The sequence below is a fragment of the Flavobacterium silvisoli genome, assembly GCF_004329815.1.
Taxonomy (GTDB): domain Bacteria; phylum Bacteroidota; class Bacteroidia; order Flavobacteriales; family Flavobacteriaceae; genus Flavobacterium; species Flavobacterium silvisoli.
Genome location: NZ_SJPE01000011.1, coordinates 56,040 through 82,793 on the forward strand (window position 1 = coordinate 56,040; position 26,754 = coordinate 82,793).

The window sequence follows — 26,754 nt, forward strand, 5'->3', positions numbered from 1 at the left end:
AAGTTTTTGCCTTCTGGATTATAAAAAACTCGCAAAAACCATCCCTAAAATAATCATCGAAATTTTGGCGATATTGAACTTGTGTCCTTCGCTGCTTTCAAAAATAATGGTCGAGGAAATATGGAACAGGATTCCAATAACCACTGCGGTGATTTGGGTGTAATATTGGTTTAAAATCGGAAAGCTATCGGACACAAAGGTTCCCAGCGGCGTCATGATGGCAAAGGTGAGCATGAAGAAAAACAACACTGTTTTATTCAATTCAGCCTGAAGAAAAAAAGTAGTCAGTATAATCGCGATGGGTAAGTGGTGAATGGCAATGCCATAGGCTAAATCGTGATGATGCCCTACCGGAAACCCTTCGAGTAACGCGTGCAGGCACAAGCTAACAAACAACAACCAGGGCATTTGTGAAATTTTGCCATGGCCGTGTACATGACCGTGTTCGGCGCCTTTGGAAAAAAACTCCAAAATGATTTGAAATAAGATCCCCACCATGATGAAAATCCCCACCGAACTATTGCTGTTCTCATACACGTCGGGGAGCAGGTGCATCACGGTTAAGGACAACAAGAATGAACCACTGAACGCCAACAAGAGCTTCAATCCTTTTTTGTCTTTGGGTTTTAATCCTATAGCAATGGCATAACCCAAAAGGACGGATAGTAATGGAAGTATATAGTTCATTATTTAAAAATCATGATTAGTCTTTCACTACTGTTTTTGTGGAATTTCTTCAGTTTGTAATCGCCAAAAGTGTCTAACAAATAAATTCCGGCCTCATTCATCATACGCTGAAAATCTTCCAACGTATAGGCTCTTACTTTTTCAACGTAATGATGCGGACAACCATTGTCTTCAAAATCAATTTCCTTGATAATGAATCCATCTGAAACATAGCGTTTGATATGGAAAACAATACCGTCAACTTCTTTGGTTTCTTCGGGAATCAAATTTTCAATCACTTGGTGCGCATTCATAAAATCAATCACGGCAAACCCATATTCCGAAAGACTTTCTTTAATAGCCAATAACGTTTTTAAATCATCGGCTTCGTTTTCAAAATACCCAAAACTGGTGAATAGGTTGAAAATCGCATCAAATTTCTGCTCAAACGGTTCGCGTTTGTCATGCACTACAAAGTGCAGGGTGTCGTTGGCATTTTTGTTGGCTTCGGCTATACTGTTTTCTGACAAATCGGCCCCGATGACATCGTAGCCCAATTGGTTCAAATAAATCGAATGACGGCCTTTACCACAAGCCAAATCCAAGACTTTGGCTTTTTCGGGCAGGTTTAAATAATGGGTAAGATTGTCCATGAAGATTTGCGCTTCACGGTAATTCCGATCTTTATATAAAATATGGTAATACGGGGTATCAAACCAAGAGGCATACCAATTTTCGGCTTTACAATTTGCAGTATCTGACATTTATTCTTTTCAAATGAATTCTGAACGTGCAAATTTAGTGTATTTTTGCCGAGGATTTTCAAATTTGGAATTCGAATTACAGCGGATTATGGAGAACTTTAAAATGATAGCCAAAACCTTTTTTGGTTTTGAAGAAATACTGGCGAAAGAATTACAGCAATTGGGAGCGCAGGATATTGAAATCGGCACACGCGCCGTCAGTTTCAAAGGGGATAAGGGATTTATGTACAAAGCCAATTTATCGTTGCGTACGGCTTTGAAAATTTTAAAACCCATCTATCATTTTCGGGCTTTTAACGATCAAAGTTTGTATAAAGGAATTTCAAACATAGACTGGTCTAAGTATTTGAATGCCAATCAAACATTTGTGATTGATACGACGATACATTCCGATCATTTCAAGCATTCGCAATTCGTTTCCCAAAAAGCGAAAGATGCCATCGTTGACCAGTTTCGCGAGAAGTTTGGCCAACGCCCGAGCATCGACAAAGACTTTCCTGATTTGCGAATCAACATCCACATTGACCGCGACCAATGTTCGGTTTCTTTGGATACTTCGGGAGCATCATTGCACCACAGAGGGTATAGAACGGCGACCAATATTGCTCCGATTAATGAAGTGTTAGCGGCAGGTATGCTGTTGTTGTCGGGCTGGGACGGCAGTTGTGATTTCCTCGACCCGATGTGTGGTTCGGGAACCATTTTGGCCGAAGCGGCCATGATTGCCTGTAATATTCCGGCCAACATTAACCGTAAAGAATTTGCCTTTGAAAAATGGAACGACTGGGACAATGATTTGTTCGATCAGATTATCGATTCACTCATGAAGAAAACCAAAGAGTTCCATTATACGATTACCGGTTATGACAAAGCGCCAAGCGCAGTCAACAAAGCCAAAGACAATATTGCTAATGCCAATTTAGACGATTACGTGACGGTACAGCAAGCTAATTTTTTTGATACCAAAAAGGAAAATGCCGGTCCGTTGCACATGGTCTTCAATCCGCCGTATGGTGAGCGTTTGGATATCGATTTGGAGCGTTTTTACCGCGAATTGGGGGATACCTTGAAAAACAATTATCCAAATACGAATGCTTGGTTTATCACAGCCAATTTGGAAGCGTTGAAATTTGTGGGCTTGCGACCTTCTCGCAAAATCAAACTTTTTAACGGTAGTTTAGAAGCGCGCCTCGTAAAATACGAAATGTATGCCGGCAGTAAGAGAACAAAGTTTCAAACCAATACGGATGACATAGATTAAAAAAAAGCCCTCAACGGGGGGCTTTTTTTATAGATAGAATTATTCGTCTGATTTGTTTTTGAGTTTCATCAGCAGGGTATAAGCCCCTTGGGTCACGATGCTTTTTCCGTTGAAGTTTTCACCGTTGACAATTTCGATAAACCCATTTTCACGCGTACCGGTGGTGACTTCGGTGATTTTGAAGTTGGTTTTGTCCAATGCGGTAAAAATGTATTCTTTGCCTTCAAAGGTGACCACGGCGGCTTCGGGCAAGGTTAAAACGTTGTGGCTTTTGATTTCAATTTCGGCATTCATGTACATTCCCGGCAAGAGCGTTTTGTCATAGTCTTCAAAATGACAGTGCACTTCCGCCGAATGCTCGTCGATTGACAAATCTTTGCTAATCAAAATAATTTCGCATTGATGCTTGTTCTCGGGCTGGTTGTTGGTGTAGGCCACTAATTTTTGTCCGATAGCCAATTTGGTGATGTCTTTTTCAAAAACTTTCAAATTGAGATGAATGTCGGTGGGATTGATCAATTCAAACAACACGTCGGCCGGATTGACATATTTGCCAATATTGACATTTACTTTGGAAACAAATCCGGTGATGGGCGCATACACGTTCACGCTTTTAGAAATGTTCTTTTCGGATAAGGTGTTCGGATTGACATTGATTAATTTCAGTTTTTCGCCCAAAGCATTCAATGTGATACGCAACGTTTTATAATCGGCATCGGCCATTTGGTAGACTTTGTCGCTGCTGGCCTGGTTTTGATTGAGTTCTTTTTGACGGTCGTATTCTTTTTCGGCAAAATACAGGCGCGACTTGGTTGTGAGGTAATCCTGTTGCAATTGAACGTATTGCTGGTCTTCCATCGTGGCGATTATTTGGCCTTTGTTGATGTGCATTCCGGGTAATAATTGCGTGGATTTTAAATAACCGCCCAACGGCATACTGATGGATACCAGATTTTGCGGGGGTACATCAATTTGTCCGTTTACTTTCAAGACCGCTGACAATGATTTTTTTTCCAATTGTCCCAAAGCCAAATCGGCATTTTTCAATTGGGCTTCGGTTAGCGATACGGTGGTTTCGTTTATTGTTTCGGGTTTTGCAGCCGGTTCTTCTTTTTTGGACTGACAACTCAAAACCAATAGTCCTGTTAAGGTTATGATGATCTTTTTCATATGTTAATTTTTTGAAGTAAGGTAATGGAGTTCGATTACGGCATCGTTGTACTGATTGACCATGTTGATGTAATCGTTTTGTATGGCAATACTCTGGTGAATAAGCATCACCCAGTCGAGATAGTTAATCTCCCCGTTATAGAATTGTTTGTTCGCAGTAGCCGTAATGGTTTTTGCATTGGGCAAGGCCGTTTTTTCATAATATTCTAAGCGTTCGGCACTTTTTTGATATTGCAATTGGGTGTTTAAAAGCAACTGTTGCAGTTCCATTTTTCCTTTTTGATATTCGTTATCGGCCATGGTTTCAGACAGTTTTGACGCTTTAATCTTTGCCCGTTGTGCGCCGCCAAATAAAGGAATCCCTAGTCCAAATTGTACCGATTGGAAACGGGTGCTTTTGTCATAATACACGTTGTCAGCTCCGGTTCCGGTGATGGTCGCGCTGTTGTATCCCAGTGTAATGCTCGGTAACAGTTTGGAACGTTCCGCCTTGGTGGCTGCCAAGGTCACTTTCTTTTGTTGTTCCAACACCTGAATTGTTGGGTGTTTGGCCACGGCAGTACTGTCGGCTGAAACGGTCAAAGCCAATTTCAATTGGTCAGTTTCGGGAACGACAAGGGTTTCGGAATTTAACGTCAACTGAAATTTACTTTGCAAAACGGCTTTTTCCTGCTGAAGTTGGGCCAACTGGGTTTGTATGGTTCCCTGTTGGGTTTCGGCTGTGGTTTTTTCCAGAATGTTGCTTTCGCCTTTTTTGAAACGCAGCGTGGCTTTTTGGGCAAACACACTAAACAGACTGTCGCTTCGTTGCAGCAAACGCTCTTTTTCGGACAGATACACCAGTGCATAAAACAGTTGGGTTACTTCTTTTTTCAATTCGGCTTCTTTCAAAGCCACGTTTAGGGTCGCTGTTTTCCACTCTTCGGTATACAATTTTTTTTGTCGGCTGTAGACCGTTGGGAAGTTGAAGGATTGGGCAATGCCAATGCGGTTATCGTTATAGAAACTGTTGATTTGCCCGTAGTCACCGGTAATATTGGTGGCCGGTACATTGGCCGCTGTTTTGATCAATTGTTTTTGATAATCGGCTTTCAAGCGTTCGTTTTTTACCGTTGCATTGTTTTTCAGTGCCGTTTCGATAGCGGCCTCCAAACGTATTGGGTTTTGGGCTTCGGCTTTGGTAAACGACAAAGTAACCAATAGAACAATCAGTGTAGCGGTTTTGTTGAGGGGTTTCATGTTCAATCCTTTTTCAAAAGTGATGTATAAGATAGGAAGTACAAAAAGCGTTAAGAACGTGGCAATCATTAGACCGCCAATCACAACGGTAGCCAGTGGTCGTTGCACTTCGGCACCGGCGCCATTACTCAGTGCCATTGGTAAAAAGCCCAATGAGGCTACAAAAGCAGTCATCAATACAGGGCGTAAACGGACTTTGGTTCCCATGAGGACGATGCGGTGTAAATCGGTCAGGCCTTCTTTTCTCAGTTGGTTGAATTCGGATATCAGTACAATACCGTTTAGAACGGCCACACCAAAGAGGGCTATAAAACCAACTCCGGCACTGATGCTGAACGGCATGCCGCGCAGGGCTAAAAAGAAAATACCGCCTATGGCCGAAAGTGGAATAGCGGAATAAATGAGCAATCCCTGTTTGACCGAATTAAAAGCGAAGAACAATAAAACAAAAATCAGCAACAAAGATACCGGAACAGCAATCATCAGACGATCTTTGGCTTTGTTCAGGTTTTCGAATGCTCCGCCATAGGTAGTGTAGTAGCCGGTTGGCAGTTTGATTTGTTTCTCTACTTTTTGTTGCAATTCGTGTACGATGCTTTGCACGTCGCGGCCTCTGACGTTGAATCCAACCACAATGCGCCGTTTGGCATCTTCGCGCTGAATTTGGTTTGGACCGTTTTTGATGCTCACATCTGCCAATTGGGATAACGGAATCTGAGTGCCTTGTGGCGTAGGGATTAAAAGGTTTTGTACATCTTCAAGATCTTTTCGTTGGTAGCTGTTGAGGCGAACCACCAGGTCAAAACGTTTTTCGCCTTCAAAAACCAATCCGGTGGTTTGTCCGGCAAAGGCTGTATTGACTACTTTGTTGATGTCATCAATGCTCAAATGGTATTGCGCAATGGTGTTTCTGTTGTAATCTATGACTACTTGCGGCATACCGGTTATGGGTTCTATGAACAGGTTTTGAGCGCCTTCGACTGATGAGACAATTTTGCCCAATTTATCCGCATAAACGGCAAGAGTATCTAAATTTTCACCAAATATTTTGCATACCACATCCTGGCGCGCTCCGGTCATCAATTCGTTAAAACGCATTTGCACCGGATATTGAAATCCGACGGTTATACCGGGCACATCTTCTAACGCTTTACTCATTTTTTCCGCCATTTCATTAAAGGTTTTGGCTGATTTCCATTCCTCTTTGTCTTTCATAATGACCATCATATCACCGGCTTCCATGGGCATTGGGTCGGTGGGGACTTCGCCGCTGCCTATCTTGGTGACTACTTTTTCCACTTCGGGGAATTGGGACTTTAAAATATGAGCTGCTTTTTGCGTACTGGCAATGGTGGTTGTTAAGTTGCTTCCGGTGAGGACGCGGGTATCTACGGCAAAGTCGCCTTCTTCGAGTGCCGGAATGAATTCGCCTCCCAAAGAACTCAACGTAATGACGGCCACTACAAAAAGACCCATCACGGAAATAATCACGGTTTTTGAATAACCGAGGATTTTCTCTAAAGCATGTTGGTATTTGATTTCAATCCAAATCATCATGCGGTCTGAAAAATTGGGTTCGTGTTTGATTTTTTTGCTCAAAAACAGCGAACTCATCATCGGAATATAGGTTAAGGAAAGCAAAAATGCCCCCAATAAAGCGAAAGCCACCGTTTGCGCCATTGGTTTAAACATTTTGCCTTCAATACCTTCTAAGGTGAAAATGGGTAAGTACACAATCAGGATGATGATTTGCCCGAATACGGCGCTGTTCATCATTTTTCCGGCAGCGCTTTCCACCGTTTTATCCATTTTGGGTTGCGATAAAGCTTCTACATTGCTGAATTTTTTACTGTGAGCCAGTTGGTGCATTACGGCTTCGACGATGATGACGGCTCCGTCAACAATCAATCCGAAATCTAAAGCTCCCAAGCTCATCAGGTTGCCGCTTACGCCAAAAGTGTTCATGAGGATGATGGCAAACAACATAGCCAGCGGAATCACCGAGGCCACTAATAATCCGGCTCGGAAATTACCGAGAAACAACACTAAAACAAAAATTACAATCAGGGCACCTTCCAATAAATTTTTTTCTACAGTACCAATAGCGTGATCGACCATTTTGGTTCGGTCTAAAAACGGCTCAATCACCACACCTTCGGGTAAGGTTTTTTGAATTTGTGCCACGCGTTCTTTCACGTTTTTGATGACATCACTGCTGTTAGCCCCTTTGAGCATCATTACAACAGCTCCCGAAACTTCGCCTTCATCGTTATAACACATGGCGCCGTAGCGGGTAGCAAACCCAATTTTGACATCGGCTACATCACGAATAAACAATGGGGTTCCCGAGGCTTCGGTTCTGATGGCGATGTTTTGAATGTCTTCGACAGTACCAATTAATCCTTCGCTTCGGATGAATAGGGAAGTAGCGCCTTTTTCGATATAAGCCCCGCCGGTATTTTGGTTGTTTTTTTCGACGGCAGTAAAGACATCGGCTATGGTGAGTCCGAGCGACTGTAGCTTATTGGGGTTTACTGCAATTTCGTATTGTTTTAATTTCCCGCCAAAACTGCTGACTTCGGCCACCCCTTTTACGCCCAGTAACTGCCTTCTGACAATCCAATCCTGAATGGTGCGCAATTCGGTTTCGGTGTATTTTTTTTCATAGCCTTTTTTGGGGCGAACGACGTATTGGTAAATTTCACCCAAACCGGTAGAAACCGGTCCCAGCTCGGGAGTCCCAATACCTTGCGGGATTTCGGTTTGTACTTTTTGCAAGCGCTCGGCTACTTGCTGGCGCGCCCAATAGATGTCGGTTTCATCATCAAAAACAATGGTGACCAATGACAAGCCGAAACGCGAAAAACTTCGGATTTCCTTTAATCCGGAAATGTTGGTATTGGCTTGTTCTATGGGGAAGGTTACCAACCGTTCAATATCGGTGGCTCCGAATGAGGGAGCAATGGTGATAACTTGTACCTGATTGTTGGTGATATCGGGTACCGCATCAATGGGTAATTTAGTGGTTTCGTATATACCGTAACCTACAAGGGCAATAACCATGAGCCCTACCAAGAGTTTGTTCCTAACAGAAAACTCGATAATTTTATTTAGCATGAATGTAACTATTAATTAGTTTTTACTTCGATAAGAGACAAATCAAGAGTCTTTTTACAGAACACATGATTTTTATTGAGATAAAAAACTAACTAATTTTGGGCGGTTGCCAAATACTGTTGTAAGAATGAGTCGTAAGGACTTCTTTGTAGTAATTGGGCGTATTTTTGGCTGTTACAAATAAAGCCTGTTTTTCGATAGTGAATTTGTGTTCGGGAATCAGAGAAATAAAATTTGGAGAACTACAATTGTCATGGGTCTTGAAAGGCAACTTCATGTCTTTGTCGTGGTCATGGTCGTTGACATCACCATGGGCGTAATGAATGCACAAAAACTGCCATACTGAAATTTCGGGTTTTTCTTTTTTATGCTCGTCATAGTGTTCGGCCATAGCAGGTAGCTTCAACAACTCGTGGAATTCGGTTGTCGAAAATAAGTAAAGCGATAAAAAGGCCAAGGCCAATATTCGTTTCATGCTAGGATTGAAATATTTAAATTTCGATTCACAAAGTTACTAACAAAAACGTTTTTGTTTGTATTGTTTGGAAAATTTAGAGTAATTCTACATAATTTGATTGTTATATTCTCTGTTTTGAAAATAATATATCCATCTCAACTTAAATCCTTCACAAAAAAATCTACTGTTAAATAAAATCCTAAATCCTCGAATCCTAAAACCTAATTCTTTTATCTTTGCCGACTGAAAATTACCTATAATGAAATTTGAATTACTAGCGAATGATCCCAATTCGAAAGCCCGTGTCGGAACGATTACCACTGACCACGGAGTGATTGAAACCCCTATATTTATGCCGGTTGGAACTGTTGCCTCTGTTAAGGGGGTACACCAACGCGAATTAAAAGAAGAAGTTAATCCTGATATTATTTTGGGAAACACCTACCATTTATATTTGCGACCGCAAACCGATATTTTGGAAAAAGCCGGTGGTTTGCACCAGTTCATGAACTGGGACCGCAATATTCTGACCGATAGTGGCGGGTACCAAGTATATTCCCTTTCTTCCAACCGAAAAATTAAAGAAGAAGGAGTGAAATTCAAATCACACATCGATGGTTCGTATCATTTCTTTACCCCCGAAAATGTGATGGAAATTCAACGCACTATTGGCGCCGATATCATCATGGCATTCGATGAATGTACACCCTATCCGTGCGATTACCGTTATGCCCAACGTTCTATGCACATGACGCACCGATGGTTAGACAGATGTATCAATCATTTGGAAAAAGTACCGGTGAAGTACGGTTACGAGCAAACACTTTTTCCAATTGTTCAAGGAAGTACTTATAAAGACTTACGTCAACAATCAGCTGAGTATATTGCCAATGCCGGAGCTCAGGGCAACGCCATCGGAGGATTATCAGTAGGAGAGCCTGCCGAGGAAATGTATGCGATGACCGAAGTGGTCACTGCAATTCTGCCCCAAGACAAACCTCGTTATTTGATGGGAGTGGGAACGCCAATAAATATTCTGGAAAATATAGCTTTGGGAATTGATATGTTCGACTGTGTGATGCCAACCCGGAATGCCCGTAACGGAATGTTATTTACGGCCAACGGAACCATCAATATCAAAAATAAAAAATGGGAAGATGATTTTTCTCCGATTGATGAAATGGGGCATACCTTTGTGGATACCGAGTATACCAAAGCCTACTTACGTCATTTGTTTGCCGCTAACGAATATCTGGGGAAACAGATTGCAACTATTCACAATTTGGGTTTTTACATGTGGTTGGTTCGTGAAGCCAGAAAGCATATCTTAGCAGGAGATTTCAGAGTTTGGAAAGACATGATGGTGAAACAAATGAGCCAACGTCTATAGAACTTTGCGGTACTTAGACTCGGCAGACCCATTAAAAGTCTAACTTTCTAAATAATCTAACAATCGATGTTAAAAATAATTGACAAATACATCCTTAAACGCTACTTAGTTACATTTATAGTAATGTTGTTGATGTTTATTCCGATTGGAATTGTGATTGATGTTTCGGAGAAGGTCAATAAGATGATTGAAAACAAAGTACCTTTTAGTGCCATTGCTAAGTATTATCTCGACTTCACTATTTATTTTGCCAATTTATTATTTCCGATATTTTTATTCCTTTCGGTCATTTGGTTCACCTCTAAATTAGCCAACAACACCGAGATTATTGCCATTTTGAGTTCGGGAATTTCTTTTTCACGATTTCTGCGTCCTTATATAATAGGAGCAACCATAGTTTCATTGTTTGCTTTGATAATGAGTGTTTTTTTGGTACCCAATGCCAGTGCCGGGTTTAAGGATTTCAGGTACCGCTACCTCATAGGAAACGGTATCAGCGAAATGCGCGACGACTCCGATGTTTTTCGTCAAATTAGTAAAGACGAATATATTTTTGTGAGTAGTTTTAATGATGTTTCCAAAATGGCGTTTAATTTTTCTATGGAGAAATTTAAAGACGATAAACTGCAATACAAACTCACTGCCGGAAGAATTAAATGGAATCCCCAAGACAGTACGTATACACTTTACAATTACAACAAAAGAAAGATTGGAGAGTTTGGGGATATTATCGAATCAGGAGAAAAAAAAGATACTGTTTTTAACTTTGATTTAGAAGATTTAGCACCGGTAGTTTACATTGCGGAAACGCTTAACCTGAGAGATTTAAATAAATTCATCGAAAAGGAAAAGGCCCGTGGGTCTTCCAATATCAATGTTTATTTGGTGGTTTTATATAAAAAATACAGCATTCCGGTTTCGGCTTTCATTCTTACTATTATAGCGGTGGCCGTTTCCTCCATGAAACGAAGAGGGGGAATGGGAGCCAATTTAGCCATCGGAATCATCCTGGCTTTTTCATTTGTCTTTTTTGATAAAATTTTCGGTGTTCTCGCCGAAAAATCAACCATGCCGCCCATCATAGCTGTATGGATTCCCAATATTGTTTTCGGAATTTTAGCCATTTATCTGTTGCGCAATGCCAAGCGATAATGTAAAAAGCTACCTGCATCTCCATTTTATTGTTTTTATTTGGGGATTCACAGCGGTTTTAGGGGCTTTAATTACCCTTGATGCCTTGCCGTTGGTTTGGTTCCGAATGCTTTTTGCGGTTGGTTTTATCGGAATTTATATTTATTTCAAAAAACTTTCCGTAAAAGTTTCTGCAAAAGCCTTAGTCCAGTTTTTGTTCTCCGGGTTAATCATTGCCCTGCATTGGTATACCTTTTTTCATGCCATCAAGATTTCTAATATATCTGTAACCTTGGCCTGTCTTTCTACCGGAGCTTTATTTGCCTCGTTGTTAGAGCCTGTTTTGTTCGGAAAAAAAATAGTTTGGTATGAAGTTTTTTTCGGCTTGCTCGTAGTTGCCGGATTGTACATCATTTTTAACGTGGAAGGAAACTACTTTTGGGGAATGATGACAGCGCTGACTTCTGCTTTTCTTTCTGCCCTTTTTGCAGTCATCAACAGTAAACTGGTAAAGTCACACGAGGCAACCGTTATTTCGTTTTATGAACTCAGCGGAGGAGTGATTTTCTTTACTTTATTCTTGTTGTTTACCGGTAGTTTTTCTTCTGATTTTTTTGTACTTTCGGTTAATGATTTATTCTATTTATTCATCCTGAGTTCCTTTTGTACGGCCTATGCATTTATTGCTTCCACTTCGGTAATGAAATTTTTGAGCCCCTATACAGTGATGCTTACTATTAATTTAGAGCCCATTTACGGAATTATTTTGGCTGTGATTGTTTTTGAAGAAAAAGAAAAAATGAGCTTTGAATTCTACTTGGGCGCTGTTATCATCTTAGTAACAGTTGTTTTAAATGCCATCATTAAATCGAGAAAGAATCAATTAAATTAGACGACAGCTATTGTTAATTTTTATTTAAAAGTAATCTTGAAAAAGTGCTTTTTATCACGATATAAAATTTTATATTTGTTGCTCGATTAAATAAAACCAACAACCCTATGGAATATTTAGATTTTGAACTTCCAATCAAAGAATTAGAAGAACAACTCGATAAATGCCAGTTAATAGGTGCTGAATCAAATGTAGATGTCAGTGCTACTTGTAAACAAATTGAAAAAAAACTAGAGGAAACCAAGCGTAAAATTTATAAAAATTTAACAGCTTGGCAACGTGTACAACTTTCACGCCATCCTAATCGTCCTTATACTTTAGAACATATTGCTAACCTGACCAAAGGTACTTTTTTGGAAATGTTCGGTGACCGAAATTTCAAAGACGACAAGGCCATGGTAGGCGGTTTAGGAAAAATTGACGGACAATCGTTCATGCTTATCGGGCAACAAAAAGGAATCAATACCAAAATGCGTCAGTTGCGTAATTTCGGTATGGCCAGTCCTGAAGGTTATCGCAAAGCATTGCGCTTGATGAAAATGGCTGAAAAATTCAACATTCCGGTTGTAACATTAATCGATACTCCGGGAGCTTATCCTGGTTTAGAGGCTGAAGAAAGAGGTCAAGGTGAGGCTATTGCCCGTAATATTCTGGAAATGGTCCGTCTGAAAGTACCGATTATTTGTGTGATTATAGGAGAAGGCGCTTCGGGAGGAGCATTAGGAATTGGAGTAGGAGACAGAGTATTGATGATGGAAAATACCTGGTATTCGGTTATTTCTCCTGAATCTTGTTCTTCTATCTTGTGGAAAAGCTGGGAATACAAAGAGCAAGCGGCTGAAGCATTGAAACTGACGTCATCTGATATGAAAAAAATGAAATTAGTAGACGACGTAATTCCTGAACCGCTGGGCGGAGCTCATTACGATAAAGAAACAACCTTCAAAACTGTAGAGCAATACATCATGAAAGCGTTCAATGAGTTGAAAGATTTATCAACAGAAGAATTAGTAGCACAAAGGATGGATAAATACAGCAAAATGGGTGAATTTAAAGAGTAATTTCTTATAAAAAATATCTTAATCCGAAGCCCTCTGGTTTCGGATTTTTTTTTGGTTATTAACAAAAAACTTAAACTTATAAACATTGGTTTGGGATAACTCATCTCCGATACTTGTTATAAAATAGCTACTTTCGTCTTATGGAAAATCTCAGAAATATAAACCCGATAAAAGTTGATAAAACCACCATTATCAATTTAGAAAAAGGCAAGCTTCCTCCTCAGGCTATGGACTTGGAAGAGGCAGTTTTAGGCGCCATGATGATTGATAAAAAAGGGGTAGACGAGGTCATTGACATACTGCAGCCTGATGCCTTTTACAAAGATGCTCACAAACATATTTTTGAAGCTATTTTTCAGTTATTCACAGATTCTCAACCTATTGACTTATTAACGGTTTCGGCTCAATTAAAAAAGAATGGGAAGCTGGAATTGGCGGGAGGCGATTTTTATTTGATTCAACTTACTCAAAAAATATCCTCATCGGCACATATCGAGTTCCATTCCAGAATTATTCTTCAGAAATATATTCAGCGAAGCCTGATCAAAATTTCTTCCGAAATTATTGAAGAATCCTATGATGAGTCGACGGATGTGTTTGATTTGTTGGATAAAGCTGAATCTAAATTGTACGAAGTAACTCAAGGTAACATCAAACGAAGCTCGGAAACAGCACAAAGTTTGGTAATTCAGGCCAAAAAAAGGATAGAAGAGATAGCCAACAAAGAAGGATTGAGCGGGATACCAACCGGCTTTGAGAAGTTGGATAAGGTTACTTCCGGATGGCAACCATCAGATTTGATTATTATTGCGGCTCGTCCGGGTATGGGTAAAACCGCTTTTGTATTGTCGATGGCAAGAAATATGGCAATAGATTTCAACCAACCCGTAGCTGTATTTTCGTTAGAGATGTCATCGGTACAGTTGATTACCCGTTTAATTTCTTCTGAAACCGGATTATCTTCTGAAAAGTTGAGAACCGGAAAACTGGAAAAACACGAGTGGGAACAGCTTTCCACCAAAGTTAAAGATTTAGAAAAAGCACCATTGTATATTGATGACACTCCTTCGCTTTCCATCTTTGATTTAAGAGCCAAAGCGCGACGTTTATCATCACAACACGGCATCAAGCTAATTATTGTTGATTATCTTCAGTTGATGACCGCCGGAGGCAGCAATGGAAAAGGCGGCGGAAATCGCGAACAGGAAATTTCGACCATATCCAGAAACTTAAAAGCCTTGGCCAAAGAATTGGAAGTTCCGGTTATTGCCTTATCGCAGTTGTCGCGTGCGGTTGAAACCCGTGGTTCGAGCAAGCGACCATTGCTTTCCGATTTGCGTGAATCGGGAGCCATTGAGCAGGATGCGGATATCGTTTCGTTTATTTACCGTCCGGAGTATTATAAAATTGACGAATGGGATGATGATGAACAAACTCCAACCGCCGGTCAGGCTGAGTTTATCATAGCCAAACACCGTAATGGTTCGTTGGAAAACATCCGATTGAAATTCATCGGAAGTCTTGGTAAGTTTGACAACCTTGAAGAATACGGCAGTGCCTTTGATGATTTACCTTCTAAAATGAATCTCGATGACAATCCGTTTATTACCAAGAATTTGCCATCACCAAATGAAGCTTTCGGCAGCAATATTAATCGTGATGATGATGATGACAGTGATGTTCCTTTCTAAAAATATGAATCCCGTGCATCGGGATTTTTTTATGCTTTTCTTCACAGTAAATCTGTTATCTTTGGATATAATTTTTTTAAAAGATGTTTAAAAAATCAATCTTTAGTATTCTTTTGCTGATTTCTTTCTCCGTTAAAGCCAATTTTATTTTGCTGCCAATGGATGAAACGGCGCAAAAAAATCACCTTAAAGCATACGGAATTACCTATTGGGCCTTGGATAAACATTACAAGGCGAGTTGGTTACTGAATTACAGAGGTGGTTCATTCCTTTTGCCAGATGCTTCCGAGATTCGAAAAGAATGTCAAATCAGAGGTGTAAGCTTTGAAATATTATCCGATGGAGAGGCACAATCCATTCTGGATGATATCTCAAGTCCGTCTCAAAATATGGAAACCGTAGTTTTAGAAAAAGCGCCTAAAATTGCGGTGTATTCACCACCGGGCAAGCAACCTTGGGACGATGCCGTTACCATGGTGCTGACGTATGCGGAGATTCCGTTTAAAGTGGTTTATGACGAAGAGGTATTAAGCGATCAATTGCTCTTGTATGATTGGTTGCACTTGCATCACGAGGATTTTACCGGTCAATATGGTAAGTTTTACGGAGCCTACAGAAATGCCCCTTGGTATATTGATCAAAAGAAAGAAGCCGAAGCTTTAGCGACTAAATTAGGATTTACCAAAGTATCACAGGAAAAATTGGCGGTGGCCAAAAAAATCAGGGATTTTGTTATTGGAGGTGGTTTTATGTTTGCCATGTGTTCGGCAACGGATAGTTTTGATATTGCATTATCTGCAGAAGGGGTTGATATATGTGAGCCCATGTTTGACGGGGATGGAAGCGATGCAAATTATCAATCAAAAATTGATTACTCCAAAACTTTTGCCTTCAAAGATTTTATTTTAGACAGAAAACCGGATCATTATGAATTCTCGGATATTGATATGACCGAAAAACGCCGTATTCCGTTTGAAAAGGATTATTTTACATTAATGGAATTTTCAGCAAAATGGGATGTAATTCCGAGTATGCTTTGTCAAAATCATACGCAACTCGTTAAAGGTTTTATGGGACAGACCACGGCTTTTGACAGTAATTTGATTAAATCGAATGTTTTGATTTTAGGAAAAAACGAACTCAATGATGAAGCTCGCTATATTCATGGGCAAAAAGGAAAAGGTTTCTTCACGTTCTACGGTGGTCACGATCCCGAGGATTACCAACATAGAGTAGGAGACGAACCAACGGTTTTGGACTTACATCCTAATTCACCAGGTTTCAGGCTGATTTTGAACAATGTTTTGTTTCCGGCAGCAAGAAAGAAACCGCAAAAAACATAAAATAAAAAAATCCCAAGCTTCTGCTTGGGATTTTTTTTAGTCTTGATTCATCGGGATTACATTTACTGATAATCCGGTATTTTCAATTATTTATTATTGTCAATCACATAATTCAATACTTTGGTCATAAGATGCACACGGTCTTTACCCATTACGTTGTGTTTGTGCATAGGATAGGCAAAGAAATCAACCTGTTTCTGCGCTTCCACAAATTTCTTAATCAAAGCAAAGTTGTTTTGCATTACGACTACATCATCACTGGTACCGTGGATTAAAAGCAATTTGCCTTTTAAATTTTTGACATAATTCAAGGTACTGGCTTCGTCAAATCCTTTTTGATTTTCCGCAGGTGTATCCATATAACGCTCGCCATACATCACTTCGTAGTATTTCCAATCGGTTACCGGTCCGCCGGCAATCCCTACTTTAAAGACATCGGGCTTGCGCAACATGATAGAGGTTGTCATGAATCCACCAAAACTCCAACCGTGAATGGCCAAACGATTGGCATCAACATAAGGTAGGGATTTCAAATAATCAACACCTTTCATTTGATCTTCAATTTCGTTGGTCCCTAATTTGCCATGGATTACGCTTTCAAAAGCAAATCCTCGGTTATCCGAACCGCGATTGTCTACCGTGAAAACCAAATAGCCTTGCTCTGCCATCCAATACATCCAAAGGTTGGCACCATCTAAGTACGAATTGGTAATCATTTGCGCATGAGGTCCGCCATAGACATACACCAAAACCGGATATTTTTTGTTGGGGTCAAAATCGCTGGGCTTAATCAAACGTGTATACAAATCGGTCGTGCCGTCTGCCGCTTTGATAGTTTTGATTTCGGAAGTTCCCATCACATAGCCCTCGTATTTGTTTGGGCTGACCAACAAAGTGGTTGCTTTCAGGTTTTTGTCGTACAATAATGATTTTGACGGTGTGGTATGATTTGAAAATTCATCAAAAAACCAATTTCCATCAGTAGAAACCGAAACGGCGTGTACGCCTTCGTCTTTGGTGATTAGAGTTTGTTTTCCTTTTAAATCTACTTTATAGGCTAACATATTGGTAGGATTAGCTCCTGTTGCGGTAAAGTAAATTTCGGTACCGGCCGGGTTGCTGCCCAGGATTTCTCGGGCCGGGAATTTATTAGCGGTCAATTGCTTAATTAATTTCCCGTCGATGCTGTAATAGTATAGATTTTGGAAACCGTCTTTTTCGCTGAACCACACAAAATTATTGGATTTCGGATTCGGAAAGAATGCTTCGTGCTCCGGTTCTACCCAGTTTGGATTTTTTTCATTGAGAATTGTTCGCACGTAAGCCCCGGTATTGGCATCGTATACATTCAAATTCATATCGTTTTGACCGCGGTTTAATTCAGCAATCAACACATATTTCTCATCCGGAGTCCAGGAAAGATTCGTCAAATAGTCATCGGAATTGCCTCTAGGTGAAATAAATACGGTTTTTTGAGTGGTCAAATTGTAAATTCCTACTTTGGGTTTTTCCGATTTTTGTCCAATCATCGGGTATTTGATGTTGTCTAATTTGCCCGGAGTTTCATTGATATCGAGCAAAGGATAATCGGCGACTTCGGTTTGATCTTTTTGATAAAAAGCTAAAAAAGTGGCTTTAGGTGACCAGAAAATTCCGTTGTTGATACCAAATTCGTTGCGGGCAATAAACTGTCCCGAAACGATCGCTTCGTTTGTTTCCTGAGTTACGGCAATTTTTTCTCCTTTGCTGTTGTAAAAGTACAAGTTGTTTTTTACCGTGAAAGCCAAGTTGGCATGGTTGCTGTCAAAGGTTGGATTTTCAGCTTCTTCCTCGGTGGTCTGTATCAGTTTCCCTGATTTTGAGGTCATATTGTAAGTGTAATACTTGTTGGTATCATTGATTAACAGGGTGTTGGAATCGATAAACGAGACTCCGAAAAAATTCTTCAGTTTGGTGCCCAATTCTTTATTGATGTCAGCAAGTGTTATGAGTTCAGTTGCCTTACTGTTCTTGGTGTCGGCCGTCATCATTTTGGTAAATGTGTCGGTATAATACACATAGCGATTCGTGTTCGGAATCCATTGAAAGCCTAATAATTTATCAGCTCTGAAGGCTCTGTTTTGCTGCATTACGGCATCGTCTAAGGTAATTTTCTTTAATTGCGCCTGCATCGAAACAGCAATAAAGAATGTGAATGCCAAAACTATTTTTTTGTTCATAATTAAGTATTTGTTTGTTGTGATAAATGTATAAAAAAAGGATACCCTTTAGTAGTAAAAAAGTATCCGCTGTTACAGTAAGGATTTAATTTGTTTCAAAAGAAGTGATGTAATTATTCGGATAAGCGTCGTAGTTTGGCTTTATCAATAATTTTGATGCGTTTACCTACCAATTCAATCAGGTTATTTTTGTTGAGTTCTGATAGCAGCCTGATGCAACTTTCGGTTGCAGTACCAATCATACCGGCTAATTCTTCACGTGAAAGTTGTAACCGCAAAGTGTCGTCAGCTTCTTTGCCAAAGGTTTCTTCGAGATAAATAAGGGTACCGGCTAAGCGTTCTTTTACACTTTTTTGAGCCATATTGACCATGTGTTCGTCAGCATCTTTTAAGTCACCACAAATGGTTTTCATCACATTCATAGAAAACTGATTGTTTTGATTGAAGAACTGCATGATTTCTGTTCTGGGAATGAAACACACCTCCATATCTTCTAAGGCTACGGCACTGAGGTTGGCCGGTTCTTCACTAATCATGGAACGCTGGCCTAATAATTCTCCGGGTTTTACCAGTTTGACGATTTGGTCTTTACCGTTGGAACTGAGTTTTGAAAGTTTACACACGCCATCTTTTACACAGTAAATACCATTAGTCATTTCACCTTCTTCAAAAACCGGTTCACCCTTTTTAATCGTGTAGGATGTCTTACATTCAGCTATTTTTAAAAGTTCCTCTTTACCCAAAGCCTTGAGCGAGCTGAATTGTCTAACGATACACTGTTCACATTTACTCATAATTCCAAATAAGGGTTTAACCTTTACAAATATATCTAAAGTATGACAATTATCATATTTTAATTTTCAACAAAATTTAATATTTGCATCAGGTAAATGAGCAAATTATGAATACATCACAGTGTTTCCATTGTGGTAACGAGGTCGTAAAGAAAGAAGAGATTCTTTTTGATGACAGAAGTTTTTGTTGCAACGGTTGCAAGACCGTTTATGAAATTTTCAGTCAAAACGATTTGTCCTGTTACTACGATTTTCAAGCCAATCCTGGTGCTACTCCGCAGGACATAAAAGGTAAATATGATTTTTTAGCCAATGAAAATATTGTCGACAAATTGTTGGAATTCAAGGAGAATTCAACACATATTGTTTCACTCTACATTCCTCATATACACTGTAGTTCGTGTATTTGGATTTTGGAGAATTTACAAAAGCTTCAGGCAGGAATAAGTACTTCTCAGGTTAATTTCCCCGAGAAGAAAGTCCGTATTACATACAATCCCGAAAAAACTTCGCTACAGGAAATTGTAGAGATGCTTTGTTCTATTGGATACGAACCATACATCAGTTTGGAAAATTATGATGAAGGCAAAAAGAAGGTTGACCGTTCGTTGATTTACAAGATTGGGGTAGCATTTTTTTGCTTCGGAAATATTATGCTGTTGTCGTTTCCCGAATATTTTGAAGTCAATGAATTCTGGATTGATCAATACAAAGATTTTTTCCGTTGGCTGATTTTTTTACTTTCCTTACCGGCGTTTATTTATTCGGCTTCCGGTTATTATGTGGCGGCATGGAAAAGCATTAAACAAGGCATGCTGAACATAGAAATTCCTATTGCTCTGGGCATAGTGGTAATGTTCGTCCGAAGCACTGTTGATATCGTTTTTAACTACGGACAGGGTTTTTTTGACAGTATGTGCGGTTTGATTTTCTTTATGTTGTTGGGGAAATTATTCCAGCAAAAGACTTACGATTTTCTTTCATTTGAACGTGATTACAAATCCTATTTCCCTATAGCCATTACCAAAATTTTGCCCGGTGGTAAAGAAGTAGCGGTACAAGTGTATGATATTGAAAAGGGCGACAGGCTGTTGATTCGCAACCAGGAATTGATTCCGGTTGACGGAATATTAATTTCCGATTCGGCTTCCATTGATTATAGTTTTGTGACGGGTGAAGCGGTCCCCATCGAAAAAAAATCGGGTGATAAAATTTTTGCCGGAGGGAAACAACTTGGTAAAGTTATCGAAATGGAAGTGATGTTTTCAGTATCTCAAAGTTATCTGACCCAGTTGTGGAGTAATGATGTTTTTCAGAAAAAAGTTGAGCAAAAACACAAGTCTATTACTGACCAAATCAGCCATTACTTTACACCTGCATTGTTATTATTAGCCATAATTTCGTTTACTTACTGGGTTTTTATAGATGTTACCACGGCATTTAATGTATTTACCGCTATTTTGATAGTGGCTTGTCCGTGTGCTTTAGCTTTGACTGCTCCGTTTACTTTGGGTAATGTTTTGCGCATTATGGGCAACCGTAAATTGTATCTCAAAAATGCTATAGTAGTTGAACAATTGGCCAAAGTTGACACTATTGTTTTCGATAAAACCGGAACCATCACCACTCATAAAAAATCGGCGATAGTTCAGGAAGGAATTTTTGAGGAATCTGATTTGGTTCTACTCAAAAATGCTTTAAGGGGTTCTAACCATCCGCTGAGTCGAAGATTGTATGATTATCTGCCCGAATTTCCCGTGGCTGCCGTTACTCATTTTGAGGAAACAACAGGAAAGGGAATTCAGGCCATAGTTAACGGAAAAACCATAAAAGTTGGTTCAGCTTCGTTTGTTGGCGATGCTGAAGAAAACCAGCTGAAACAAACTAATGTATACGTAAGCATTGATGGTATTTATACAGGAAAATTCATTTTTGACAATCAATATCGCGATGGTTTGGAAGAACTTTTCAGTCAATTGAGTAAAAAATACGAAGTCAAGGTACTTTCGGGAGATAATGAAGGTGAAAAAGAAGTGTTAGAGCAATTACTTCCTAAAAATACCGAATTGGTTTTCAATCAAAAGCCGGAACAAAAATTAGCTTTTATCGAGAACCTTCAGAAGCAAGGGAAGAATGTCCTTATGATTGGTGATGGTCTGAACGATGCCGGCGCACTGGCCCAAAGTAATGTGGGAATTTCTATCTCTGAAAATGTGAATGTGTTTTCTCCTGCCTGTGACGGAATCTTAGATGCCAGCCAATTTAAGCGGATTGATTTCTTTTTAAGGTATTCAAAAAACGCTATGATTACAATTTATATGAGTTTTTGTTTATCTTTATTGTACAATATTGTAGGACTAAGTTTCGCAGTATCAGGAAATTTATTGCCAATAGTAGCGGCTATCATCATGCCGTTGAGCACCATTACCATAGTTAGTTTTGTAACGATTATGAGTAATTATTTCGCAAGAAAATAAATATAGAGGTATGATATTTATCATATTTTAAGAGTAGTTCCAAGAGTAACTTTGCTTACACAAATTAGAGGTATGAGTGTCATTTATTTATTAATTTCCATCAGTATCATTGTCGCGATAGTGTTTTTGTACGCTTTTTTGAGAGCCGTGAAGACGGGTCAGTATGACGATGATTATACCCCATCTGTCCGAATGCTTTTTGACGATGAGTTGGTAAAAGGGAGTGGCAAAAAAGAGCTTCCGACTTCAAAAAAAGAGAATATCCAAACTAAAATAAAAACCAAAATAATTTAAACAATGGAAATGCAACAATTTTATTACGACAACAAAATTGTAAAGAAGTTCATCTACGCGACTATCGTATTTGGTCTTGTAGGTATGCTGGTGGGGCTTTTATTGGCCTTATTTTTTCTTTTTCCGAACTTAACTGACGGGATTTCGTTTTTAAGCTTCGGTCGATTGAGACCTTTACATACCAATGCAGTAATTTTTGCCTTTGTGGGTAATGCCATGTTTGCCGGAGTGTATTACTCTTTGCAACGCTTGCTGAAGGCCAGAATGTACAGTAATTTTTTAAGCAATCTTCACTTTTGGGGATGGCAGTTGATTATCGTAGCGGCAGCAATCACGCTTCCGTTAGGATACACATCTTCTAAAGAATACGCCGAATTGGAATGGCCAATTGATATTGCCATTGCGTTGATTTGGGTTGCCTTTGGTATCAACATGATTGGTACTATTTTAAAGAGAAGAGAGCGTCACTTGTATGTGGCCATCTGGTTCTACATTGCTACTTTTGTTACCGTTGCAGTGTTGCATATTTTCAATAGTTTAGAATTGCCCGTTACTGCCTTAAAAAGTTATTCGGTTTATGCCGGAGTACAAGACGCCTTAGTACAATGGTGGTACGGACATAATGCGGTTGCTTTTTTCCTTACTACGCCTTTCTTGGGAATGATGTACTATTTTGTACCAAAAGCCGCTAACCGTCCAGTCTATTCTTACCGACTTTCCATCATCCACTTCTGGTCTTTGATTTTCATTTACATCTGGGCTGGACCTCACCACTTGTTGTACTCCTCTTTACCGGATTGGGCACAAAACTTAGGGGTTGTTTTCTCAGTTATGTTGATTGCACCATCATGGGGTGGTATGATTAATGGTTTGTTAACTCTTAGAGGAGTTTGGGACAAAGTGCGTACCGATTCAGTTTTGAAATTTTTCGTAGTTGCCATTACCGGTTATGGTATGGCTACATTTGAAGGTCCGATGTTATCGCTTAAAAACGTTAACGCAATTGCCCACTTTACCGACTGGATTATTGCTCACGTACACGTGGGAGCATTAGCCTGGAACGGATTCCTAATCTTCGGTATGATTTATTGGTTGATTCCTCGTTTGACTAAAACTACTTTATACTCTGAAAAATTAGCCAACTTCCATTTTTGGATTGGAACTTTAGGTATCGTGTTGTATGCTTTACCAATGTATGTGGCCGGATTTACACAGGCCTCAATGTGGAAACAATTCAAACCGGACGGTACCTTGCAATATGGTAACTTCTTAGAAACCGTTACGCAAATTATGCCAATGTATTGGATGAGAGCTATTGGAGGTTCTTTGTATTTAATAGGTATGATTGTATTGATTTACAACGTTGTAAAAACCGTTAAACAAGGTAGTGCAGTTGAAGATGAATTAGCCGAAGCACCTGAATTAGCCAAAATTTCAACCGGAAGATTAAAAGGTGAAAAATTCCACCCTTGGTTAGAAAGACGTCCTATCCAGTTAACTATTTTGGCAACAATTGCTATCTTAATTGGAGGTGTTATACAAATTGTGCCAACCATTATGGTAAAATCAAACATTCCAACTATAGCCGCTGTAAAACCATATACACCGCTTGAATTACAAGGTCGTGATTTGTATATCCGTGAAGGTTGTGTGGGTTGTCACTCTCAAATGATTCGTCCTTTCCGTTCAGAAGTAGTGCGTTACGGTGATTATTCCAAATCAGGAGAGTATGTGTATGATCACCCGTTCTTATGGGGTTCTAAACGTACCGGTCCGGATTTGCACAGAGAAGGAGGTAAGTACAATGACAACTGGCATTTCAATCACATGTGGAATCCGCAAAGTATTTCACCAGGTTCAATAATGCCGGCTTACAAATGGTTGTTTGACAATAAAGCTATGGATTACTCAACTACCGAAGCTAAAATGAGAGTGATGCAAACATTAGGAGTTCCGTATACAGAAGCTGACATTGCTAATGCGAAACAAAGTATAGAAACGCAGGCTGCAACTATCGAACAAAATCTGCACAATGATCCCGACTTTGTAAAGTCGTATGAGGCCAGTAAAGCAAAAGCTTTGACTAAAGGAGAAACTTTCGTTCCGATGAAAGACAGAGAAATCGTTGCTTTGATTGCTTACTTACAGCGATTAGGAACAGATATTAAAGTAAAAGATAATAAATAGTAAAGCCATGTTAAAGTTTGTTCAACACAATTTAGAGTCAATAGCCGGAGTAGCCATTTATCCGATTATTTCTCTGCTGATTTGCTTTACATTTTTTGTGGGTCTGTTCTTTTGGGTCTTTACCTATAAAAAAGAAAAGATTCAGGAAATGAGTGAACTTCCTATCAAAGAATAATAAACCAAAAGTTATAATCATGAAAAAATTAATCCCAGTATATGTCAGAGTTCCGTTGATCTTTGTCTGTGTATTTGCAGCATTAGAGTATTTCATCGACTCTGGCGACCGACCAGCTTTTATCAAATACCCTATGGTCGCCTTGTTTTTAGTAGTGTTTCTCTTCTTGCTGATTGCCATTGAAATGGTAGTCAGTGCGGTTGACAACGTTACTTACCACATGTTGACGGAAGAACAGAAAAAACAATTGGATGAAGCGCAATCTGTTCCTTTCACCGAAAGTACTTTCTATAAAAATATCTTGAAAAAACTAACCCGTTCCAAAAGTGTTGAACAGGAAGCCGATGTGATGCTCGACCATAATTATGACGGAATTCGTGAGTTAGACAATGTTTTGCCACCGTGGTGGGTGTATCTATTCTACGGAACCATCATATTCGCAGGTATATATTTGGTTCGTTTCCACATCATGGGTGATTACAACCAAGATCAGGAATTTCAAACCGAAATGAATGAAGCCAAAGCGGCAGTTGATGCTTACATGAAAACAGCTCCGGATATGATGAGCAAAGATAAAGTGACTCTACTAACTGATGCGCCAAGTATTGCTGCCGGTAAAGCAATTTTTCAAACCAATTGTATAGCTTGTCACAGAGCTGACGGTGGAGGGCAGATTGGTCCAAACTTAACCGATAACTACTGGATAAACGGTGGCGGAATCAAAAATGTATTCAACACTATTATGGAAGGCGGACGCGACGGAAAAGGAATGGTTGCCTGGAAAGCTACCATCAAACCTTCTGATATACAAAAAGTAGCCAGTTATGTACTGTCATTACAAGGAACCAATCCGAAAGATCCTAAACCGACAGAGCCGGAAGCTAAAGAATGGAAAGAAGACGGAGCTGCTGCTCCTGCCGCTACAGCTGTTACTGACAGTACTAAAGTAGCCGCGAAATAATTGAATTAAACGCGATTATTAAAATTATAAAAAATGTCCGACGAGCACGATGAAAGTTTTAGAGATAGTATAAGTACTATTGATGCCAAAGGTAAAAGAGCTTGGATTTTTCCGAAAATACCAAAAGGAAAGTTATACGAGCGCAGAAAATGGTTGAGTTACTTCTTGCTGCTGTTTCTGTTTTCTGCACCTTTTATAAAGATAAACCATCACCAGTTTTTGATGTTCAACGTGTTAGAGCGTCGTTTTAATCTGTTTGGTTTTCCTTTTTGGCCACAGGATTTTCACATATTCGTAATCATTATGATTATTGGAGTTGTCGGATTAACGCTCTTTACAGTAGCCTTCGGACGCATCTTTTGCGGTTGGTTTTGCCCCCAAACCATTTTTATGGAAATGGTATTCCGTCGAATTGAATTCTGGATTGACGGTGACCGCGGAGCCCAAATTCGGCTGGATAAACAAGAATGGAATGCTGAAAAAATAAGAAAGCGATTGACCAAATGGTTTATCTTTTTTGTGATTTCGTTTTGGATTGCCAATGTATTTTTGGCCTATTTGATTAGCAGCGATAAGTTGATTCAACTCATAAAAGAAGGACCAACCAACAACAAATCAACGCTCATAGCTTTATTAATTTTTACAGGTGTTTTTTATTTTATCTATGCCTGGTTCAGAGAGCAGGTATGTATCATAGCCTGTCCTTACGGAAGAATGCAGGGAGTTTTATTGGATAACAAATCCATTAATGTCGCTTATGATCACGTAAGGGGAGAAAAAGAAAAAGGAAGAGCCAAATTCAATAAAAAAGAAGATCGAGCTGCTTCGGGTAAAGGTGATTGTATTGACTGCAGTTTGTGTGTACATGTTTGTCCAACCGGAATAGATATCAGAAACGGAACACAACTGGAGTGTGTCAATTGTACAGCCTGCATTGATGTATGCGACAGTATGATGGAGAACGTGGGCTTGCCTAAAGGCTTAATCCGATACGCCAGTGAAGACGAAATTGTCAAAAAAGAAAAGTTCGTCTTTACCAACAGAATGAAAGGCTACGTAGCAATTTTGGCTATATTAACCGGAGTGTTCATTGGTATGTTGTTTTTAAGAAATGAGGTAGAAGCCACCATATTGCGCCTTCCGGGACAATTGTTTCAACGTAAAGGCGATAAAATCAGTAATGTGTACACGTTCAAAATTGTCAATAAAACTTCGATTAATTTTGATAAAGTGCATATTGAATTGGCCAATCAAAAAGGAGAAGTGAAAATGGTTGGGTCGCGCTATTTCAAGGTGCCTAAAGAAGGTATTACCGAAGGGACACTGTTTATTGAAATAAAAGAAGCATTACTGGAGAGTGATAAGACCAAACTGACATTAGATGTTTATAATGATAACAAGTTAATCGATACTGAAGTCACCAATTTCCTTGGGCCGAGAAGTTTCGAGTAACAAAAATAAATAG

At 39.5% G+C, this 26,754-nt stretch carries 20 protein-coding genes; 13 read left to right on the forward strand and 7 right to left on the reverse strand.

What is annotated here, in order from left to right:
* Window positions 1-18 precede the first annotated feature (18 nt).
* Window positions 19-687 carry a ZIP family metal transporter gene (locus tag EZL74_RS09655; protein WP_131476403.1) on the reverse strand — a complete coding sequence of 223 codons (669 nt, stop codon included), beginning with the start codon at window positions 685-687 and terminating at the stop codon, window positions 19-21.
* Window positions 687-1,430 (reverse strand): class I SAM-dependent methyltransferase, encoded by a 744-nt coding sequence (locus tag EZL74_RS09660; protein WP_131476404.1) that lies wholly within the window; start codon window positions 1,428-1,430, stop codon window positions 687-689. Before EZL74_RS09660 ends, EZL74_RS09655 begins: the two co-directional genes overlap by 1 nt.
* Before the next feature lie 88 nt (window positions 1,431-1,518).
* On the opposite strand from EZL74_RS09660, the gene EZL74_RS09665 reads away from it, so the two are divergent.
* The gene (locus EZL74_RS09665) at window positions 1,519-2,691 is read left to right on the forward strand and encodes a THUMP domain-containing class I SAM-dependent RNA methyltransferase (RefSeq protein ID WP_131476405.1); all 1,173 of its coding nucleotides are present in this window, start codon (window positions 1,519-1,521) and stop codon (window positions 2,689-2,691) included.
* A gap of 39 nt (window positions 2,692-2,730) precedes the next feature.
* Here the strand turns inward: EZL74_RS09665 and EZL74_RS09670 are convergent, their stop codons facing one another.
* The 3 genes from EZL74_RS09670 to EZL74_RS09680 all read right to left on the reverse strand — a co-directional run bounded on the left by EZL74_RS09670 (window position 2,731) and on the right by EZL74_RS09680 (window position 8,692).
* Window positions 2,731-3,861: an efflux RND transporter periplasmic adaptor subunit gene (locus EZL74_RS09670; protein ID WP_131476406.1), complete on the reverse strand. Its 1,131-nt coding sequence runs from the start codon at window positions 3,859-3,861 to the stop codon at window positions 2,731-2,733.
* Window positions 3,862-3,864: 3 nt separating this feature from the next.
* Window positions 3,865-8,217, reverse strand: coding sequence for a CusA/CzcA family heavy metal efflux RND transporter (locus EZL74_RS09675; protein ID WP_131476407.1), 4,353 nt, complete (start codon window positions 8,215-8,217; stop codon window positions 3,865-3,867).
* Window positions 8,218-8,305: 88 nt separating this feature from the next.
* Entirely contained in the window at window positions 8,306-8,692 is a 387-nt protein-coding gene (locus tag EZL74_RS09680) for a hypothetical protein (protein WP_131476408.1), read from the reverse strand.
* A 241-nt stretch (window positions 8,693-8,933) separates the two neighbouring features.
* Here EZL74_RS09680 and tgt point away from each other — a divergent pair, with 241 nt between their 5' ends.
* From tgt to EZL74_RS09710, 6 genes are all read left to right on the forward strand, one after another.
* Window positions 8,934-10,064: a tRNA guanosine(34) transglycosylase Tgt gene (gene tgt / locus EZL74_RS09685; RefSeq protein WP_131476409.1), complete on the forward strand. Its 1,131-nt coding sequence runs from the start codon at window positions 8,934-8,936 to the stop codon at window positions 10,062-10,064.
* 66 nt (window positions 10,065-10,130) lie between these two features.
* Window positions 10,131-11,216 (forward strand): LptF/LptG family permease, encoded by a 1,086-nt coding sequence (locus tag EZL74_RS09690; RefSeq protein WP_131476410.1) that lies wholly within the window; start codon window positions 10,131-10,133, stop codon window positions 11,214-11,216.
* Complete coding sequence (locus EZL74_RS09695) at window positions 11,203-12,087, forward strand: DMT family transporter (protein WP_131476411.1); 885 nt, start codon at window positions 11,203-11,205, stop codon at window positions 12,085-12,087. The genes EZL74_RS09690 and EZL74_RS09695 overlap by 14 nt, the downstream gene beginning before the upstream one ends.
* Before the next feature lie 107 nt (window positions 12,088-12,194).
* Complete coding sequence (locus EZL74_RS09700) at window positions 12,195-13,148, forward strand: acetyl-CoA carboxylase carboxyltransferase subunit alpha (RefSeq protein WP_131476412.1); 954 nt, start codon at window positions 12,195-12,197, stop codon at window positions 13,146-13,148.
* A 140-nt stretch (window positions 13,149-13,288) separates the two neighbouring features.
* Window positions 13,289-14,839, forward strand: coding sequence for a replicative DNA helicase (gene dnaB / locus EZL74_RS09705; protein WP_131476413.1), 1,551 nt, complete (start codon window positions 13,289-13,291; stop codon window positions 14,837-14,839).
* Between the two features lie 83 nt (window positions 14,840-14,922).
* Window positions 14,923-16,182, forward strand: a complete 1,260-nt coding sequence (locus EZL74_RS09710) for an asparagine synthetase B (protein ID WP_131476414.1) — start codon at window positions 14,923-14,925, stop codon at window positions 16,180-16,182.
* Between the two features lie 86 nt (window positions 16,183-16,268).
* Here EZL74_RS09710 and EZL74_RS09715 read toward each other — a convergent pair whose 3' ends face one another.
* Both EZL74_RS09715 and EZL74_RS09720 read right to left on the reverse strand, forming a co-directional pair.
* Entirely contained in the window at window positions 16,269-18,401 is a 2,133-nt protein-coding gene (locus tag EZL74_RS09715; protein WP_131476415.1) for a S9 family peptidase, read from the reverse strand.
* Between the two features lie 113 nt (window positions 18,402-18,514).
* Window positions 18,515-19,195 carry a Crp/Fnr family transcriptional regulator gene (locus EZL74_RS09720; RefSeq protein ID WP_131476416.1) on the reverse strand — a complete coding sequence of 227 codons (681 nt, stop codon included), beginning with the start codon at window positions 19,193-19,195 and terminating at the stop codon, window positions 18,515-18,517.
* A gap of 107 nt (window positions 19,196-19,302) precedes the next feature.
* On the opposite strand from EZL74_RS09720, the gene EZL74_RS09725 reads away from it, so the two are divergent.
* The 6 genes from EZL74_RS09725 to ccoG all read left to right on the forward strand — a co-directional run bounded on the left by EZL74_RS09725 (window position 19,303) and on the right by ccoG (window position 26,741).
* Entirely contained in the window at window positions 19,303-21,672 is a 2,370-nt protein-coding gene (locus EZL74_RS09725) for a heavy metal translocating P-type ATPase (protein ID WP_131476417.1), read from the forward strand.
* 72 nt (window positions 21,673-21,744) lie between these two features.
* On the forward strand, window positions 21,745-21,966 hold the full coding sequence (gene ccoS / locus EZL74_RS09730; protein WP_131476418.1) for a cbb3-type cytochrome oxidase assembly protein CcoS: 222 nt from the start codon (window positions 21,745-21,747) through the stop codon (window positions 21,964-21,966).
* Window positions 21,967-21,969: 3 nt separating this feature from the next.
* Entirely contained in the window at window positions 21,970-24,153 is a 2,184-nt protein-coding gene (gene ccoN, locus EZL74_RS09735) for a cytochrome-c oxidase, cbb3-type subunit I (protein WP_131476419.1), read from the forward strand.
* 7 nt (window positions 24,154-24,160) lie between these two features.
* Window positions 24,161-24,328 carry a CcoQ/FixQ family Cbb3-type cytochrome c oxidase assembly chaperone gene (locus EZL74_RS09740; RefSeq protein WP_131476420.1) on the forward strand — a complete coding sequence of 56 codons (168 nt, stop codon included), beginning with the start codon at window positions 24,161-24,163 and terminating at the stop codon, window positions 24,326-24,328.
* Window positions 24,329-24,347: 19 nt separating this feature from the next.
* Window positions 24,348-25,289 (forward strand): cbb3-type cytochrome c oxidase N-terminal domain-containing protein, encoded by a 942-nt coding sequence (locus EZL74_RS09745; protein WP_131476421.1) that lies wholly within the window; start codon window positions 24,348-24,350, stop codon window positions 25,287-25,289.
* Window positions 25,290-25,322: 33 nt separating this feature from the next.
* Window positions 25,323-26,741, forward strand: coding sequence for a cytochrome c oxidase accessory protein CcoG (gene ccoG, locus EZL74_RS09750; protein ID WP_131476422.1), 1,419 nt, complete (start codon window positions 25,323-25,325; stop codon window positions 26,739-26,741).
* Window positions 26,742-26,754: the final 13 nt, after the last annotated feature.